Origin of the sequence: Ferribacterium limneticum (genome assembly GCF_020510585.1) — a bacterium.
In the GTDB taxonomy this organism is placed as follows: domain Bacteria; phylum Pseudomonadota; class Gammaproteobacteria; order Burkholderiales; family Rhodocyclaceae; genus Azonexus.
The window spans coordinates 3,053,415-3,070,447 of sequence record NZ_CP075190.1 but is presented as its reverse complement, the minus strand read 5'-3'; the positions used below and the strand labels follow the sequence as shown (position 1 = coordinate 3,070,447).

The window sequence follows — 17,033 nt, the reverse complement described above, 5'->3', positions numbered from 1 at the left end:
GCGCCCTTAATTGCGGTGATTGTCGGGTGTAGCAACGAGCCTGGGTAAACTTCCACGGTCAACCGGAAAATTTGGCCAATTCTGAAATCGATACGCATAAAATTGTCGTTTGCAACCCGGTGCCGGAAATCATGAATCAGACCATCAGCTTCATCACCCTCGGCGTGTCCGATCTGGCCCGCAGCCGGGCTTTCTACAAGGCGCTGGGCTGGCAGGAGTCGTCGGCCAGCCAGGAAGGAATTGCCTTCTTTCAGGCTGGTTCGGTGGCCTTTGCCCTGTTCCAGCGCGAGGCGCTGGCCGAGGATGCGGCCGTAGCGTCAGCCGGCAGCGGTTTTCCCGGATTTACGCTGGCCCACAACGTGCCGTCCGAGGCGGCGGTGATCGCTACGCTGGAGGAGGCAGTTGCCATCGGCGCGACGCTCGTTCGCCCCGCCGACAAGGTCTTCTGGGGCGGCTTTCGCGGATATTTTGCCGATCCGGACGGCTTTCTCTGGGAAGTCTGCTTCAACCCCTTCGTTGAACTTGACGCCGCAGGATTCGTCAGACTTCCGTAAATTTTTTTCACGTAGCGCTGGGCGGCGCTGCACGTTTTTGGTGCGCCCGTCCTGTCATCAGGCTTTCATCGGGTGCGTGTGAAGATTTGGTTTTTTTAAAAAACAATGGCTTGCAAGGTGGTTCGCGTCTTGCTTTTAAGCCTTCAATCATTCTGTCTGGAGCAAGCTCGTGTCGATCCATGTCGCGCTGAATCACGTCACTCGTTATAACTACGATCGCCTGATCAATCTCGGGCCGCAGGTCGTTCGCCTGCGCCCCTGTCCGCATTCGCGGACCCGCATCCTGTCCTACTCGCTGAAGATCGGTCCGGACAAGCATTTCGTGAACTGGCAGCAGGATCCGCAGGGCAACTATCTGGCCCGCCTGGTTTTCCCGGAAAAGACCCGCGAATTCAGCATCGAGGTCGACATGGTGGCCGAGATGTCGGTCATCAACCCCTTCGACTTCTTCCTTGAAGACCATGCCGAGAAGATCCCCTTCGCCTACGAGGCCTGGGAACGCCATGAACTGACCCCCTACCTGCACAAGCTGCCGGAAACGCCCGAACTCAAGAAGTACATGGACGGCATTTCGCGCGAACCGCTGCGCAGCGTCGATTTCCTCGTTGCCCTCAACGCCAACCTGCAAAAAGCCATCAGCTACACCATTCGCATGGAACCGGGTGTCCAGACGCCGGAAGAAACGCTGACCCTGCGTTCCGGCTCCTGCCGCGACTCGGCCTGGCTGCTCGTCCAGATCCTGCGCCACCTCGGCCTCGCCGCCCGTTTCGTTTCCGGTTACCTGATCCAGCTCACCGCCGACGTCAAGTCGCTCGACGGCCCGTCCGGCCCCGAAGCCGACTTCACCGACCTGCACGCCTGGGCCGAAGTCTATCTGCCGGGCGCCGGCTGGATCGGTCTCGACCCGACCTCCGGCCTGTTCGCCGGCGAAGGCCACATTCCGCTCGCCTGCACCCCGGAACCCGGTTCCGCCGCGCCGGTCACCGGCGGCCTCGACGAGTGCGAAACCGAGTTCTCACACCACATGCAGGTCACCCGCATCTGGGAAGCGCCGCGCGTCACCAAGCCCTACACGGATGAGCAATGGGTCGAGATCGAGAGCCTCGGCCACCAGATCGACGATACGCTGGGCAAGCTCGACGTGCGCCTGACCCAGGGCGGCGAGCCGACTTTCGTCGCGGTCGACGACCCGGATGGCGCCGAATGGAACACCGCCGCTCTCGGCCCGACAAAGCGCATTTTCGCCGCCGACATCTTCCATCGCCTGCGCAGCAAATACGCCCCGAACGGCCTCATGCACTTCGGCCAGGGCAAGTGGTATCCCGGCGAACAACTCCCGCGCTGGAGCCTGAACTGCTTCTGGCGCAAGGACGGCGAGCCGATCTGGAATGCCCCCGAGCTGTATGCCAACGAAAGCGTCAATTACGGCGCCACGGCCGAACACGCCCAGCGCTTCCTCAAGCGCGTCGCCGAACGCCTCGGCATGACCTCGGACTACGTCTTCCCGGCTTTCGAGGACGTCTATTACTACATGTGGCGCGAGCGCCGCCTGCCGGGTAACGTCGATCCCTTCGACTCCCGCGTCGATGACGCCATGGAGCGCGAGCGCCTGATGAAGGTGTTCACGCAGGGCATGACCTACACCGTCGGCCACGTCCTGCCGATCATGAAGAATGTCTGGAACCAGTGGCAGACCGGCCCGTGGTTCCTGCGTGCCGAACGCTGCTACCTGTTCCCCGGCGATTCGGCCATGGGCTACCGCCTGCCCTACGACTCGCAGCCCTGGACGGCGACCAGCGACTACCCCTACGTCAATGTCCCCGATGCCGAAACGGCGACCGATCCGCTGGCCAGCTACGCCGCCCTGCGTAACCGCGTGAGCGGTGAAACCGGTGCCCGCGAGCCGCAGATGCAGAGCCGCCATGGCAGCACCGGTGCCGGTACCGCCGGAGCCGCCGGGGCCGCTGCCTCGGCGACCGGCGACGGCAAGGTCCGGCCGTGGGAAAAACCGACCGAAACGATGCCGCGCTTCAAGGAATCGGCCGGCTGGATCACCCGCCTGGCCATGTGTGCCGAGCCGCGCGACGGTCGTCTCTACGTCTTCATGCCGCCGACCGAAAAGCTCGACGACTATCTCGAAATCGTCGCTGCGGTTGAAGCGACGGCCGAAGAGATGTCGCTGCCGGTGATCATGGAAGGCTACGAGCCGCCGTCCGATCCGCGCCTGACGCATTTCCGCGTCACGCCCGACCCCGGCGTCATCGAGGTCAACATCCACCCGGCCCGCAGTTGGGATCAGTTGGTTGATCAGACCACCCACCTCTACGAGTCGGCCTACTACTCGCGCCTGACCACCGAAAAGTTCATGGTCGATGGTCGCCACACCGGTACCGGCGGCGGCAACCACTTCGTCCTCGGCGGCGCGACGCCGAACGATTCACCCTTCCTCCGTCGGCCGGACCTGCTCAAGAGCCTGGTCGCCTACTGGCACAACCATCCGAGCCTGTCCTACCTGTTCTCCGGCCTGTTCATCGGCCCGACCAGTCAGGCGCCGCGCGTCGACGAAGCGCGTAACGACAGCCTCTACGAGCTCGAAATCGCCTTCAAGCAGATTCCTCAGCCGGGCGGCGTCGTGCCGCCGTGGCTGATCGACCGCATCCTGCGCAACCTGCTCACCGACGTCACCGGCAACACGCACCGTTCCGAGTTCTGTATCGACAAGCTCTACTCGCCGGACGGCCCGACCGGTCGCCTTGGCCTGCTTGAATTGCGCGCCTTCGAAATGCCGCCGCACGCCCGCATGTCGCTGGCCCAGCAGTTGCTGCTCCGCGCCATGATCGCCCGCTTCTGGGAGACGCCCTACGAGCCGGCCCGCCTGGCCCGTTGGGGCACCGAGCTGCACGACCGCTTCATGCTGCCCTTTTACGCAGACCAGGACTTCAAGGACGTCATGCAGGAAATGGCCGAAGCCGGCTATCCGTTCAAGGCCGAATGGTTCGCCCCGCACTTCGAGTTCCGCTTCCCGAAATACGGTGACTTCGCCGTCAAGGGCATGGAATTCGAACTGCGTCACGCCCTTGAGCCCTGGCACGTCATGGGCGAGGAGGGCGGCGGTGGCGGCACGGTGCGCTACGTCGATTCCTCGGTCGAGCGCGTCCAGGTCAAGATCAAGGGCATGGCGCCCGACCGCTATGTGCTGACCTGCAACGGTGTTCCGGTGCCGCTGCAGAACACCGGCATCAACGGCGAATTCGTTGCCGGCGTGCGCTACCGTGCCTGGCAGCCGGCGTCCTGCCTGCATCCGACCATCGGCGTCCATGCGCCGCTGGTTTTCGACATAGTCGATACCTGGATGCAGCGGTCGCTGGGCGGTTGCCAGTACCACGTGGCGCATCCGGGCGGGCGCAGTTTCGACACCTTCCCGGTCAATGCCTTCGAGGCCGAAAGCCGTCGTCTGGCCCGCTTCTTCCGCTTCGGCCACACGCCGGGCAAGATGCAGGTCAAGGCGGCGGAGGTCAGCGCCGAGCACCCGTTTACGCTAGACTTGCGTCGGTTTTAATCAAAAATTCGGGTTGACCGCAGAACAGGCCGGCAACGGCCTGTTTTAGCTCATAAGAACGCTCAATGGCTCGCACCCTCCTCGCAATCTACCCCCACAGTCCCCGCCGCTACGATGAAATGCTGGCCAAGGACGGGTCTGTCCGGCCGCACTGGAATCAGTTCCTGAGCCACCTTGATGCGGTGACGCCGGAGGAAATGCGCCGTCGCCTCGATTTTTCCGAGCAGCGCATCCAGGAAAATGGCGTCACCTACAACGTTTACGCCGATCCGAACGGGGCCGACCGGCCGTGGGCGCTCGACCCACTGCCGCTGATCATCCCGCCCGACGAATGGGCCGAACTATCGGCAGCGGTTGCCCAGCGGGCCACCCTGCTCAACGCCATTCTGGACGATCTCTACGGCGAGCAGACGCTGCTCGCCAAAGGCTTGTTGCCGCCAGCGCTGGTCTATGGCCAGCATGGTTATCTGTGGCCGTGCCGCGGCGTCAAGCCGCCGGGCGGGGTCTGGCTGCACAATTACGCGGTCGATCTGGCCCGTTCGCCGAACGGCCGCTGGTGGGTCATCGCCGACCGCACGCAGGCTCCGTCGGGGGCGGGCTATGCACTCGAAAACCGGCTCATCGTTTCGCGTGTTTTCCCGGAAATGTTCCGCGACCTGCATGTCCAGCACGTCGCCGACTTTTTCCGCGACCAGCTCGACGGCCTGACGGCGCTGGCCCCGGTCGAAGGCGACGAGCAGCCGCACATGGTTCTGCTGACGCCAGGGCCGTACAATGAAACCTATTTTGAACACGCCTACCTGGCGCGCTACCTCGGCTTCCCGCTCGTTGAAGGGCAGGACCTCACGGTGCGCGGCGAGACGGTTTATCTCAAAACCCTGCGCGGCCTCAAGCGCGTCCACGTCATCCTGCGCCGTCAGGACGATGCCTATTGCGACCCGCTCGAACTGCGTGGCGAGTCGGCGCTCGGCATTCCCGGTCTGCTCAATGTGGCGCGCGCCGGGCGCGTCGTTATCGCCAATGCGCTGGGCAGCGGCCTGCTCGCCTCCGGTGCGCTGATGGGCTTTCTGCCGGCCATCTGCCGGCACCTGCTCGGCGAAAAGCTGGCCATGCCGTCGGTGGCGACCTGGTGGTGCGGCGAGAAGCCGGCCCTCGATTACGTCAAGGAAAACTTCGACGATCTGGTCATCAAGCCGGCCTACCCGACCCAGCAGATGGAGCCGGTCTTCGGCAACGAACTGAAGGGCGAGGCGCGCGCCGAGATGCTGCGCCGGATCGAAGCGCGGCCGCATGCCTACGTCGCCCAGGAAATGATCAATCTGTCGCAGGCGCCGACCTGGAGCCGGGCCCACGAACGTCGCCTGCTGGCCCGGCCGGTCGGCCTGCGCGCCTACGCGGTGACGACGCCGGACGGTTATTCGGTGATGCCGGGCGGTCTGGCCCGGGTAACGACCGCCGCCGGCACGCGGATCATTTCGATGCAGCGCGGCGGGGCTTCGAAGGATGCCTGGGTTTTGACCAATGGCCCGGTCAGCCAGTTTTCGCTGCTCAAGCCGTCGGTCGGCGTGCGTGATCTGGTGCGCGCCGGCGCCAACCTGACCTCGCGCGTCGTTGAAAACCTGTTCTGGCTCGGCCGCTATTCGGAACGCTTCGACGACAGCGCCCGCATGTTGCGCGTCGCCCTGTCGCGCGTCGTTGTCGGCGGTGGCCAGAAGACGCCGGTGGTCATTGCCGCCTTGGAACTGGCCCGACGCCTGGGCGTGCTGCCCGAACCGGGCGAGGACACTGAAGTCAAGGAAGGCGGCGAGCACGAGTTGCTCGAGGCGATCTACGATCCCGAGCAGCCGGGCAGTCTGGCCCGTAATATCCGCGCCCTCATGTGGTCGGCAACGCACGTCCGCGAACGTCTTTCGCTTGACCACTGGCATTCCCTGAACCGTTTGCAGCGCGATCAGCAGGCGGCACTCAAGACGCACCCGACGCTGACCGAAGCGATCGCCTTCCTCGACCGCGTGCTCGGCGTGTCGTCGTCGCTGACCGGTTTCGCCATGGACAACATGACGCGCGACGATGGCTGGCGCTTCCTGTTCATCGGCCGGCGGATCGAACGACTTTCCTTCCTGGCCATGATGGTCGCCCATTTCCTGCGCATGCCGGCGGCGCGCAGCCAGGGCTCGCTCGAATGGCTGCTCGAACTATCCGACTCGATCATCACCTACCGCTCGCGCTACTCGCGCCAACCGGAGCTGTTGCCGGTCGTCGACCTGCTCGTCTTCGACGAGAGCAACCCGCACGGCGTGGTCTTTCAGGCCAATGTGCTGGGCAACTACCTGGAGCGCATGGGGCGTGAGCTCGGCGACGATTTTGGCACCGGTCTGGCCGCTGCGCTGGCCCGGCTGCAGGCTTTCGACCTGCACCGCCTGGAAAATATCCAGTTCGACAGCGCGCGCGATTATTCGGCCTGTGAGGAACTCGCCGACCTGTTGCAAGCGCTCGATGCCGCCGCCAACAAACTCTCCGAGGCACTCGGCATGCGCTATTTCACCCATGTCGGCGATGTCAGCCGGCAGACGATGGCGGTCTGATCATGGAACCCGTCCGCTACCGCGTCCTGCACGAAACCCGCTACGACTATGGCAGCAACGTTTCGCTGTCACAGCAACAGTTGCATCTGTCGCCGCGCGTTCTTGACTGGCAGCAGGTCGAAGAGCAGCGCATCAACATCACCCCGGTGCCGACCTGGCGCCGTGACGGTCGCGACGCCTTCGGCAACCCGGTGACCTGGATGGCCTTCCACACGCCGCATGACGAGCTGTTCATCAGTTCGGCCATGACCGTCGCCGTCATGCCGCACCTGCCCAAGGATATCGAGGCTTCGCTGCCCTGGGAGGAAGTCCGCGACCGCCTGGCCTACGATTCGACCGATCCGCTCCCGGCCGATCTCGATGCGACGCGCTTCCTGTTCGAAAGCCCGCACGTCCGCGTCAAACACGAGCTGGCCGACTACGCCGCCGACTGCTTCCCGCCCGACACGCCGGTGCTGGTCGGCGCCCAGGCCCTGATGGCGAAGATTTTCCGCGAATTCACCTTCGATCCGGAGGCGACCACGGTGTCGACGCCGGTCCTCGAAGTGCTTGAAAACAAGCGCGGCGTCTGCCAGGACTTCGCCCACCTGATGATCGCCTGCCTGCGCGCCCTCGGCCTGGCTGCCCGTTACGTCAGCGGCTACCTGCTGACCCGGCCACCGCCTGGCAAGCCGCGCCTGATCGGCGCCGACGCATCGCACGCCTGGGTTTCGGTCTATGCCCCGGGTAGCGAGCACGACTGGGTGGATTTCGATCCGACCAACGACCTGCTGCCGGATACCGAGCACATCACGCTGGCTTTCGGCCGCGACTTCTCGGACATTTCGCCGCTGCGCGGCATCATTCTCGGCGGCGGCGGCACCGAACCGGACGTCGCGGTGACGGTAATTCCGCTCGACGAGGAAGAAATTCCCGACGAACTGCTCGAGGCGGAAGCGGACGAGCCAGCCGAAACGCCCGAGGCGCCGGAAGCCGACGCGGACGAGAAGTGACGCAGCGCGTCGCCATCATCGGCGGCGGCCCGGCCGGGCTCATGGCGGCCGAAATGCTCGCGGCAACCGATTCCACGGTCAACCGGAAAAAAGTCGAAATTTACGAATCGATGCCCTCGGTCGGCCGCAAGTTTTTGATGGCCGGCAAGGGTGGCATGAACATCACCCACTCCGAGCCGCTGGTCGATTTCATTGGGCGTTACGGCGAGCGGGCGGCGCAGATAGCCCCGCTGCTCGACGCCTTCGGACCGACGCAACTGCGCGAATGGATCCATGGCCTCGGCATAGCCACCTTCGTCGGCACATCGGGTCGGGTTTTTCCGACCGACATGAAAGCGGCGCCGTTGCTCCGCGCCTGGCTGCATCGCCTGCGCGGCCAGGGCGTGCAGTTTCATGTGCGCCACCGCTGGCTTGGCTGGTCCCCAGACGGCAGCCTGCGTTTTGCCACGCCGGCCGGGGAAATCGCGATTAAGGCCGACGCCGTCATTCTGGCCCTCGGTGGCGGTAGCTGGGCCAAACTCGGCTCGGATGGCGCCTGGGTGCCCATGTTGCTTGAGCGCGGCATCGAGGTGGCGCCGCTCAAACCAGCCAATTGCGGTTTCGATGTAGCGTGGAGTCCGTATTTCAGCGAGCGTTTTGCCGGCGCCCCGGTCAAGGCCGTTTCAGCACATTGCCACGGTCAACCGGAAAAAAAGGGCGAATTCAACATCACGGCGACGGGCACCGAAGGCGGTTTGATCTATGCCGTCTCGGCCCCTTTGCGCGATGCGCTGGCCCGCGATGGCAGCGCCACCCTCTACCTCGATCTGGCCCCCGGCCGCAGCCTGGAAAAACTGAGCGCCGACCTCTCCCGGCCGCGTGGCCGCGATTCGCTGGCCAACCATCTGCGCCGGCATGCCGGCATCGAAGGCGTCAAGGCCGGGTTGCTCCGTGAATTCTGCCCGGCCGAGACGATGAATCAAGCGAGCCGCCTGGCTGCGGCGATCAAGGCCTTGCCGCTGGTGGTGACGGCGACCAGGCCGCTCGATGAAGCGATCAGCACGGCCGGCGGCGTTACCTTCGAAGGGCTGGACGAAAACCTCATGCTGCGCCGCCAGCCGGGCGTCTTCTGCGCCGGCGAAATGCTTGACTGGGAGGCGCCAACCGGCGGCTATCTGCTCACCGCCTGCCTGGCCAGTGGCCGGGCGGCCGGGCTGGGCGCCGGTCGCTGGCTGGATAGTCCGGCCTAGGGCTGGACGGTGTCGTTGAGGAAGGTCAGCGCTCCTTCGAAATCGAAGGAGTCGACCAGTTCCTCGAAGGCCATGTAATCCCTGCCGAGAACCTTTTTCAGGGTATTGGCCTGCCGGCGGACGAGATTCTGGGCACTCATTTCACCTTGTTGCAGTTCGTGCCGCAGGCGCTCGAGCAGGGCAGTCGTTGCCGCCGCATCGCCCGCATCGTCGCCCGTTTGTGCGGGCTGGGCGACGGCGGTCAATTGCTCGCGCAATGATGCGTAGGCTTGCTCGGTGGCTGCGATGAGCGGCTCGATGATGGTCCTCTCCTGGCCTTCCTTGATCGCCGTTTCAAGCGCCATTGAAGTCTTGTTGATGAGAACGGCCCCGAGCGTGGCCGAGACGCCTTTCAGCGAATGGGCGAGGCGCCGGGCTTCATCGCGGTTGCCGGCAGCAAGATTGTCACGGATACGGGCAAAGTCTTCGCTGTGGTTTTCCGAGAACTTGGTGAGCAGCCGGAGATAGCTGTCCATCCGGCCGCGCACCGACTGCAGGCCGAAACGGCTGTCCAGTCCGACAATGCCGGACAGTTCGTTGCTGGCGACGGACTTGACGTCGGCCATCATCGGGATTGGGGCCTTGATCGGCAACCAGCGGGCCAGGGCGGCGAAAAGGACATGCGGCGCCACGGGTTTGGCTACATGGTCGTTCATGCCGGCGGCCAGGCAGGTGTCGCGATCCGCGTCGAAGGCATTGGCCGTCATCGCCAGGATGGGTATTTTTCCCCAGCCGGGCAGGGCGCGAATCTGGCGAGTGGCTTCGAGGCCGTCCATGACCGGCATCTGCATGTCCATGAGGACCAGGTCGTAATGCCGCCGGCGGGCCATATTGAGGGCCTGGCTGCCATCGACGGCCAGATCGACTTTGAGTCCGGCCGAGTGCAGCAATTCGCTGGCTACCTCGGCGTTGATTGCATTGTCTTCGGCCATCAGGACATGCGCCCCGAGCTGGTGGCTGGGTGAGGGCGCGACGACCGTCGCCGGCACTTGCTGTTTTTCATCTGCCAGGCCGAGCCGGGCGGTAAACCAGAAGGTGCTCCCCTTGCCCGGCTGGCTGTCTACGCCGATCTCGCCGTGCATTGCTTCGGCCAGCCGGCGGCTGATCGCCAGACCCAGGCCGGTGCCGCCATAGCGGCGGGTGGTCGAGGTATCGCCCTGTTCGAAGGGCCGGAAGAGCTTGGCCACACCTTCTGGCGCTATGCCGATGCCGGTGTCGCTGACCTCGCAGCGGATCAAGGCGTGGCCATCGGCGCGACCGAGCAGGTGCATCCGGACGGCGATCGTACCGCTGTGGGTGAACTTGATGGCGTTGGACAGGAAGTTGAGCAGTATCTGCTGGAGGCGCAGCGGGTCGCCGAGCAGGGTGGCCGGCAGGGCCGGGTCGATCGCGCAGTTGATCGGCAGGTGCTTGTCCTGCGCGCGCTCGGCCATCATCTCGCAGGTCGTGGCGCACAGTTTGGTGAGCGAGAAGCCGGTATGTTCGAGGTGCAGCTTGCCGGCCTCGATTTTTGAAATGTCGAGCACATCGTTGATGATGCCCATCAGGTGATGCGCCGCCTCGGCGACCTTGGCCAGCCTGCCCTGCTGTTCGCTGCTGCCGGCGCTGCGCTGGGCGATGTGGGTGAGGCCGATGATGGCATTCATCGGCGTCCGGATTTCATGGCTGATATTGGCCAGGAAGGCGGTCTTGGCACGACTGGCCGATTCGGCTTCATCCTTGGCCGCAATCAGTTGCTCGGTGCGGTCGGCGACCAGCGTTTCGAGGTGGTGCCGGTAGCTTGCCAGCTCGGACTGATTCTGTTTCTTCTCGGTGATGTCTTCCTTGATGGCGAGATAGTGCGTAATCAGTCCATCGCGTTGGCGGACCGGTGAAATGATGGAAAATTCGGTGAAAACCGAGCCGTCCTTGCGCTTGTTGATGAACTCCCCGCGCCAGGTTTTTCCCTCGCCGAGCGTTGCCCACATCTCGGTATACGTTTCTTTGGGCGTCTCGTCCGAGTGCAGCATGCGCGGGTTGGCGCCAATCGATTCCTCGCGACTGTAGCCGGTATTGCTGACGAAGGTGTCGTTGACGTACTCGATTTCGGCACGGATATTGGTGATGACGATGCTGTGCGGACTTTGCTCGATGGCCAGCGACAGCTTGCTCAACTGTTCCTCGGCGAGGTGACGCTCGGTGACATCCTGCACCGTGCCGACGGCGAATACCGCCTGGCCGGACGGGTCAAAGCGGACATTGGCCCGCTCACGGACCCAGCGCAGCTCGCCATTGACGAGGATGCGATGCTCGCTGTCGTAGCTGGCGCCGGCCAGGGCTGCCTGCCAGTCGGTCAGGACGCGTTCCCGATCATCGGGGTGGATACGGTCGAGGAAGTCGGCCAGCCGCAACGGGTGATCGTGCGGGAGAGCGAATATCTGATAGACCTCGGCACTCCAGTTAAGCTTGTCGTTGACGATGTCCAGCGTCCAGCTGCCGAGATGGGCGACAGCCTGCGCCTCTTTCAGTTCCGCCTCGCTCTGGCTCAGGCGCTGCTCGAACTGCTTGCGCTCGGTAATGTCCTGGCTTGTGCCGAACAGCCGGCTGACCCGGCCATTGTTGCCATAGACGATCTGCCCGACGGTGTGGATCCAGCGTTCCTGACCATCATTGCGGCGGATCAGCCGGTATTCGTTGTCGAATGCCTGCCCGCCGCGAAAGACGTGGTCCCGTGAGTAATCGCTCATCCGCGTCCGGTCTTCGGGATGGATCAGCTGTCGCCAGCCCTCGGTGTCGAGTAGTTCGTCCGGCGCCAGTCCGAATATTTCGTTGTGCGTCGGCGAACCGGTCAGGCAGTCGGTTGCCGCATCGAAAGTGAAGTGTCCAAGCCGCGCCAGGCGCTGGGCCTGGAGCAGCATGGCTTCGCTTTGGGCCAGCGTTTGCCGCGAGCGCTGCATGCTCATGCCGAGGCCCAGTTCGCCTGCAAGGTTGCCGAGCAGGGTGATTTCCTCGTCGTCAAACGGGTCGACCGTGGCCGAATAAAGATTGAGGACGCCGACGACCCGACCGTCAACGCGTAGCGGGAGCGCAATCGTCGCGCGAAATCCCTGCTCCTGTGCAGCCGCTCGCCATGTTTCGAACGACGGATCGTCGTCGATGTTGCGAATGATCGCCGGGATACCGCTGCGGGCGGCGCGGCCGCTCGGTCCACGGCCGCTCGGCGCATCGCCCCAGGTGACTTCCATATTGTTCAGATACGGTTCGCTCAGCCCCGAACTGGCCATTCGCACGATGCTCTTTTTCTCGTCATGCACCACTTCGCCGACCCAGGCCATGAGATAGCCGCCGATTTCAACGGAAACGGTACAAATTTCAGCCAGCATCTGCTGCTCATCGTTGTAGCGGACCAGCGCCTGGGCGACGCCGCTCATCATGCGCAGGGCGCGGTTCTGACTGGTGATTTGCTGACGGCTAACCTGGCGTTCGGTGATGTCGTTGACCACGCCCGTGGTGACAATGGGGCTATCGTCGGCACCACGCTCGACGACGCTGCTGCGATCTTCTACCCAGAGCCAGTGCCCCGTGTTGTGGCGAATCCGGCATTCGGTGACCCGCGAATGGTCTTTCTGGCCACTTTTTCCGTTGAACGTGGCGTCCAGCAAATACCGGTCATCGGGGTGTATCCACTCCGTCCACTCGGTCTTCGTCTGCGGAGCGTTGGCGCGGGTGTGTCCGAGCATGGCCAGCAGGCCATCGCTGGCAATCAGACTGCCGCTCTTGTGACTGTATTCCCAACTGCCGGCAGCAGCGCCATCGAGTGCCAGGCGCAGATGGGTTTCGAGACGCAGCCGCTGGCGTTCCTGCTCGGCCTGGAATATCGCGCCTTCCAGATGTTCCCGCGCCAACTGCTCGAATAGCCGACGCTGGCTGATGACGCCGAGAATCCGGTGGTCACGGGCGAGGACGACCATGTGCCGGAGCCGGAAGCGGTTCATCGTTTCCAGTGCCGTGCCGATCTCCGCGTCGACAGTCACGCTGCGCAAGGGGGTGCTCATCGCTTCGCGCAATGTGGTGGCGTGCAGGTTCTGGTAGGTGCTGATCAGACGCGGGATGTCGCGTTCGGTAATGATGCCGATCGGTTTGCCATCCTCGGCCACGATCAGGTAATCGGCGGCATGCCCGACCATGCTGGCCAGGGCGTCGCCAAGCGTCGCTTCGGGCGGCAGGTTGGGGATGTTTCGATCCATGCTGCCCTCCACCGTCCGCAGATGGCGGAAGGCTTCGCTGCCCAGGCGCAGGCGGAAATCGGTGTCGCTGACGATACCGCAGACCTGGCCGGACGAATCGGTGACGGCAAGGTGGCGGATGCCGTGTTCCTCGACGAGGTGGCGGGCGCTGGCCAGATCGAGATCGGCTGGTGCGGTGATCAGCGGACTCGACATGATGGCGTCGAGCCGGACATCGGCCGACTGGTGCTCATGCAGGGTGCGCAGGATGCCGCTTTCGGTGATGATACCGAGGGCTTTTTCTGCCTCCATCACGAGCAGGCTGGAAATATGTTCTTCGGCCATCAGCTGCGCGGCTTCGCCCAGCGTCGCGTGCGGCGGCAGGCTGCGCACATGGCTGCTCATGATGTCGTGAAGCGTGATTGTCGGACTGGCGCTCATTTGTTTTCGGTTTTGGCCGTCGCAACGATCGGGGACAGGGCGCCCATTGTTTCCTCCACGCGTTCGCCCAGGGCGGCGACCAGGCGGGCTATTTCAGGCGGCTCGGCGGATTCGCGCAAAGCTTCATTGAGGGCCAAGGCTGCTTCGTAAATTCCCGTCAGGCCAAGGGTTCCGGAAACGCCCTTGAGGCTATGGGCAATGTGCCCGGCCTGCGTGAGGTCGCCGCTGTTCAGGGCTGCAACGATTTTCTCGTCGTCGTGGCCATGCGTGTCAAGGAAAATGCCGAGCAAGCGCAAATAACTGGGCAGCTTGCCGCGCATGGCTTGCAGGCCGTAGGCGCTATCCAGCCCGGGCACTTTTTCGAGGGCGGCGATGGTCTTCTGTGCGGCATCGGACGAGGCGGGCGCAGCAGGCGCCGGGGCTTGGCTGGTATTGGTCTCAATGACGGCTGGCGTCAGCCATTTGATCAGCGTGACGTAGAGGCTGCCCGGGTTGACCGGCTTGGCGACATGGTCATTCATGCCGGCCTCGAGGCAGCGTTGCCGATCTTCGCCGAAGGCGTTGGCGGTCATCGCCAGAATGGGCACCCGGCGGCCAGCAGGGCTCTGACGAATCAGTCGGGTGGCGGTCAGGCCATCCATGACCGGCATCTGGATATCCATCAGGATCAGATCGTAGGCCGTTTCGGATGCCATTTTTACGGCTTTTTCCCCGTTGACCGCAAGATCGGCCTGCAGGCCAACCCCGCGCAGCAACTCGAGGGCTACCTCCTGATTGATCGCGTTGTCTTCGACGAGCAGGATGCGGGCATGGGCGTATTCGCTGCTGATCACCTGTTCCGCTTCGTTGACCGAGAGGCGTGGCGTGGAGATGTCGGTGGCGGACGTTCCGATCTGCAGTCGTGCGGTAAACCAGAAGGTGCTGCCCTGACCGAGGGTGCTCGTCACACCGGCATCGCCTCCCATCAGATGGGCCAGGCGGTGGGCGATGGCGAGGCCGAGCCCGGTGCCGCCAAAACGTCGGGTCGGTGAGTTGTCGGCCTGTTCGAAGGCCTTGAAAAGCCGGCCTTGCTGTTCGGCGGGGATGCCGATGCCGGTGTCGGTGACGGCAAAGCGCACGAGCAGATTGCCGGCTTCGGCCATGACCAGATTGACGGAGACGGAAATGCTGCCCTTTTCGGTAAACTTGACCGCGTTGCCGAGGTAATTGAGCAGGACCTGACCAATGCGCAGGGGGTCACCACGCAGCACCGGCGGCAGCGCCGGGTCGATTTCCTGGGTGTACTGGAGGCCGCGTGATTGCAGGCGGTCGAGCACCAGTTCGGCCGTATTGTCGAGGACGCGCGAGAGGAGAAAATCGACCGGGGCGAGTTCCAGTTTGCCGGCTTCGATCTTCGAGATATCGAGAATCTGGTTGATGATCGCCAGCAGATGGCGTGCGGCATCCGCCACCTTGTTCAGGCGCCCGAGCTGTTCGGCATCCTGCGTGTGGTGCTCGGCAAGGTGGGTGAGTCCGATGATGGCATTCATCGGCGTGCGGATTTCGTGGCTCATGTTGGCCAGGAAATCACTCTTTGCGCGGTTGGCCTGTTCGGCCGCCTCCTTGGCCGCCTCCAGTTCGATGGTCCGGGCTTCGACCAGCTCTTCGAGGTGCTCGCGATGCTGCTCGAGCTCTGCCGCAGTGAGTTTCTCTTCGGTGATGTCCTGCCAGATGCTGCTGACCAGACGCTTGCCGCCGATGGTGATGGCTGCCGCTGCAACGCGGGCAAACTGGATGCTGCCATCCTTGCGGCGGTGCTGGTTTTCGGCGAGTACGCTTTCTTCGCGCAGGGTGTTTTCGATGGCGGCTCGTGTCTCGGCCTCGTTCATCGTGGCCTGGATCGTGGCCATGGTCTGCTCTGAGAACTCTTCGCGGGTGTAGCCCAGGCCACGCAGGCCGGCATCGTTGATCTCGATGAATTTCAGGGTTTCCGGATCGATCAGGCAAATGCCGTCCTGAGCGTGGCTGACGATGCTGCGATAGATTTCTTCACGCTCGCGCAGCGCCCTTTCCGCCCCGGTGCGCTCGGAAATGTCGACGATATAGACGACCAGATGCGGCACGCCATCCATCAGTACATTTTCGGCAGAAATATTTATTTCCCGCCGGCGGCCATCGCGCCCGACGCCAATGCTGGGAAAGTCGATGACCCGGCCATCGCGGCGCAGCAACTCGACCATCGTGGCGCGGTCCTCGGCGCTTCCCCACAGCCCGGCCTCGAGCGTGGTCTTGCCGAGCAGGTCTTCACGGGTCCAACCGTATTCACTGAGCAGGCGGGCATTGGCTTCGACCACCTTGCCATCGGTCAGGCGGGTGATGCAGGCGGCGACCGGCGCGGCGCGGAAGGCAATGGCCAGGCGCTCCTGCAACTGGGCGATTTGTTCGGCTGCCTGTTTGCGCTCGGAGATGTCGAGTACGAAGGCAAGGACGTAAGGGTTGCTACCGAGGTGAACGACTTCGGCCGAAAGGCTGATCTGGATGGGCGTCCCGTCGCGATGTCGCCATTCGGTCTGATAGTCCTGCAGCAGGCCGGTTTTTAATAGCAGGTCGCGCCATGTTTTTCTGGCTTCGGGGCTCGGCCATAAATGAAAATCGAGGGCGCTCTTGCCAATCAGCTCGTCTCGTTGCCAACCCAGGAGTTGCTGGTAGCGCGGATTAACCTCGAGGAATGTGCCGTCGTCCAGCGTGGTTATCGAAATGGCCGCCGGGCTGCCATTGAAGGCGATGGTAAAGCGCTCCCGCAATTCGTGGTTCTGGGTCATGTCACGGCCGATACCGAGGACTCCGATCAGATGCCCGGCGCTGTCGTGGATCGGCGCCTTGGTGGTCTCCAGCAGCTCGCGATGGCCATCGCTGGCGAAGGTCACCCACTCGTCGTTGCGGCAGGGACCTTTGGCGAGCAGTGCGGCGAGGTCATTGGCGCGGAAGAACCTGGCCAGTTCCGGGTCGACGAAATCGAAGTCGGTTTTCCCCCGGATGCTGGCTTCGTCGGCCCCGAAGAACTGCTCGAAGCGTTTGTTGCAACTGATATAGACCCCGTCAGGATCCTTCAACCAGACGAGGTCGGGCATGGTGTCGAACAGGGTACGCAGACGGCCGCGTTCATGCTCGATAACCACTTTCGCATCTTCGGCGACAGATCGGCGAGCCATGTTCTCGCGCAGCAAGCGGTAAAGCAGCGCGGAGAGGAGGCCTGCCGTGATGACGATGAAAAACCAGCCCTTCAGCACGCTTGCCGTGATGCGCGCCTCGGCGTCGGGGATCATGTAGGCAAGGAGTTGATCCGAGACCAGAATCCACAGCGCCGCCAGTGCCACGTAGGGCAGGACTACCTGGGCAATGGCTCGGTGGAGTTCCTTTTTCTGGTTAGGCAGAGGGGGATGGTCCATC

General features: G+C 63.6%; 7 protein-coding genes. 5 read left to right on the top strand and 2 right to left on the bottom strand.

Going from position 1 to position 17,033, the window contains the following annotated elements:
• Positions 1-131: 131 nt before the first annotated feature.
• The 5 genes from KI613_RS14670 to KI613_RS14650 all read left to right on the top strand — a co-directional run bounded on the left by KI613_RS14670 (position 132) and on the right by KI613_RS14650 (position 8,919).
• Entirely contained in the window at positions 132-554 is a 423-nt protein-coding gene (locus tag KI613_RS14670) for a VOC family protein (protein ID WP_226400723.1), read from the top strand.
• A 169-nt stretch (positions 555-723) separates the two neighbouring features.
• The gene (locus KI613_RS14665) at positions 724-4,113 is read left to right on the top strand and encodes a transglutaminase family protein (protein WP_226400722.1); all 3,390 of its coding nucleotides are present in this window, start codon (positions 724-726) and stop codon (positions 4,111-4,113) included.
• Between the two features lie 65 nt (positions 4,114-4,178).
• Complete coding sequence (locus KI613_RS14660) at positions 4,179-6,698, top strand: circularly permuted type 2 ATP-grasp protein (RefSeq protein WP_226400721.1); 2,520 nt, start codon at positions 4,179-4,181, stop codon at positions 6,696-6,698.
• 2 nt (positions 6,699-6,700) lie between these two features.
• Complete coding sequence (locus KI613_RS14655; RefSeq protein WP_226400720.1) at positions 6,701-7,690, top strand: transglutaminase family protein; 990 nt, start codon at positions 6,701-6,703, stop codon at positions 7,688-7,690.
• A gap of 41 nt (positions 7,691-7,731) precedes the next feature.
• Positions 7,732-8,919, top strand: coding sequence for a TIGR03862 family flavoprotein (locus tag KI613_RS14650; protein ID WP_404827011.1), 1,188 nt, complete (start codon positions 7,732-7,734; stop codon positions 8,917-8,919).
• Here KI613_RS14650 and KI613_RS14645 read toward each other — a convergent pair.
• Complete coding sequence (locus KI613_RS14645; protein WP_226400718.1) at positions 8,916-13,604, bottom strand: PAS domain-containing protein; 4,689 nt, start codon at positions 13,602-13,604, stop codon at positions 8,916-8,918. The two genes, KI613_RS14650 and KI613_RS14645, sit on opposite strands and share 4 nt — an antisense overlap.
• Positions 13,601-17,032, bottom strand: a complete 3,432-nt coding sequence (locus KI613_RS14640; RefSeq protein ID WP_226400717.1) for a PAS domain-containing hybrid sensor histidine kinase/response regulator — start codon at positions 17,030-17,032, stop codon at positions 13,601-13,603. The genes KI613_RS14645 and KI613_RS14640 overlap by 4 nt, the downstream gene beginning before the upstream one ends.
• Between the last annotated feature and the right edge of the window lies 1 nt (position 17,033).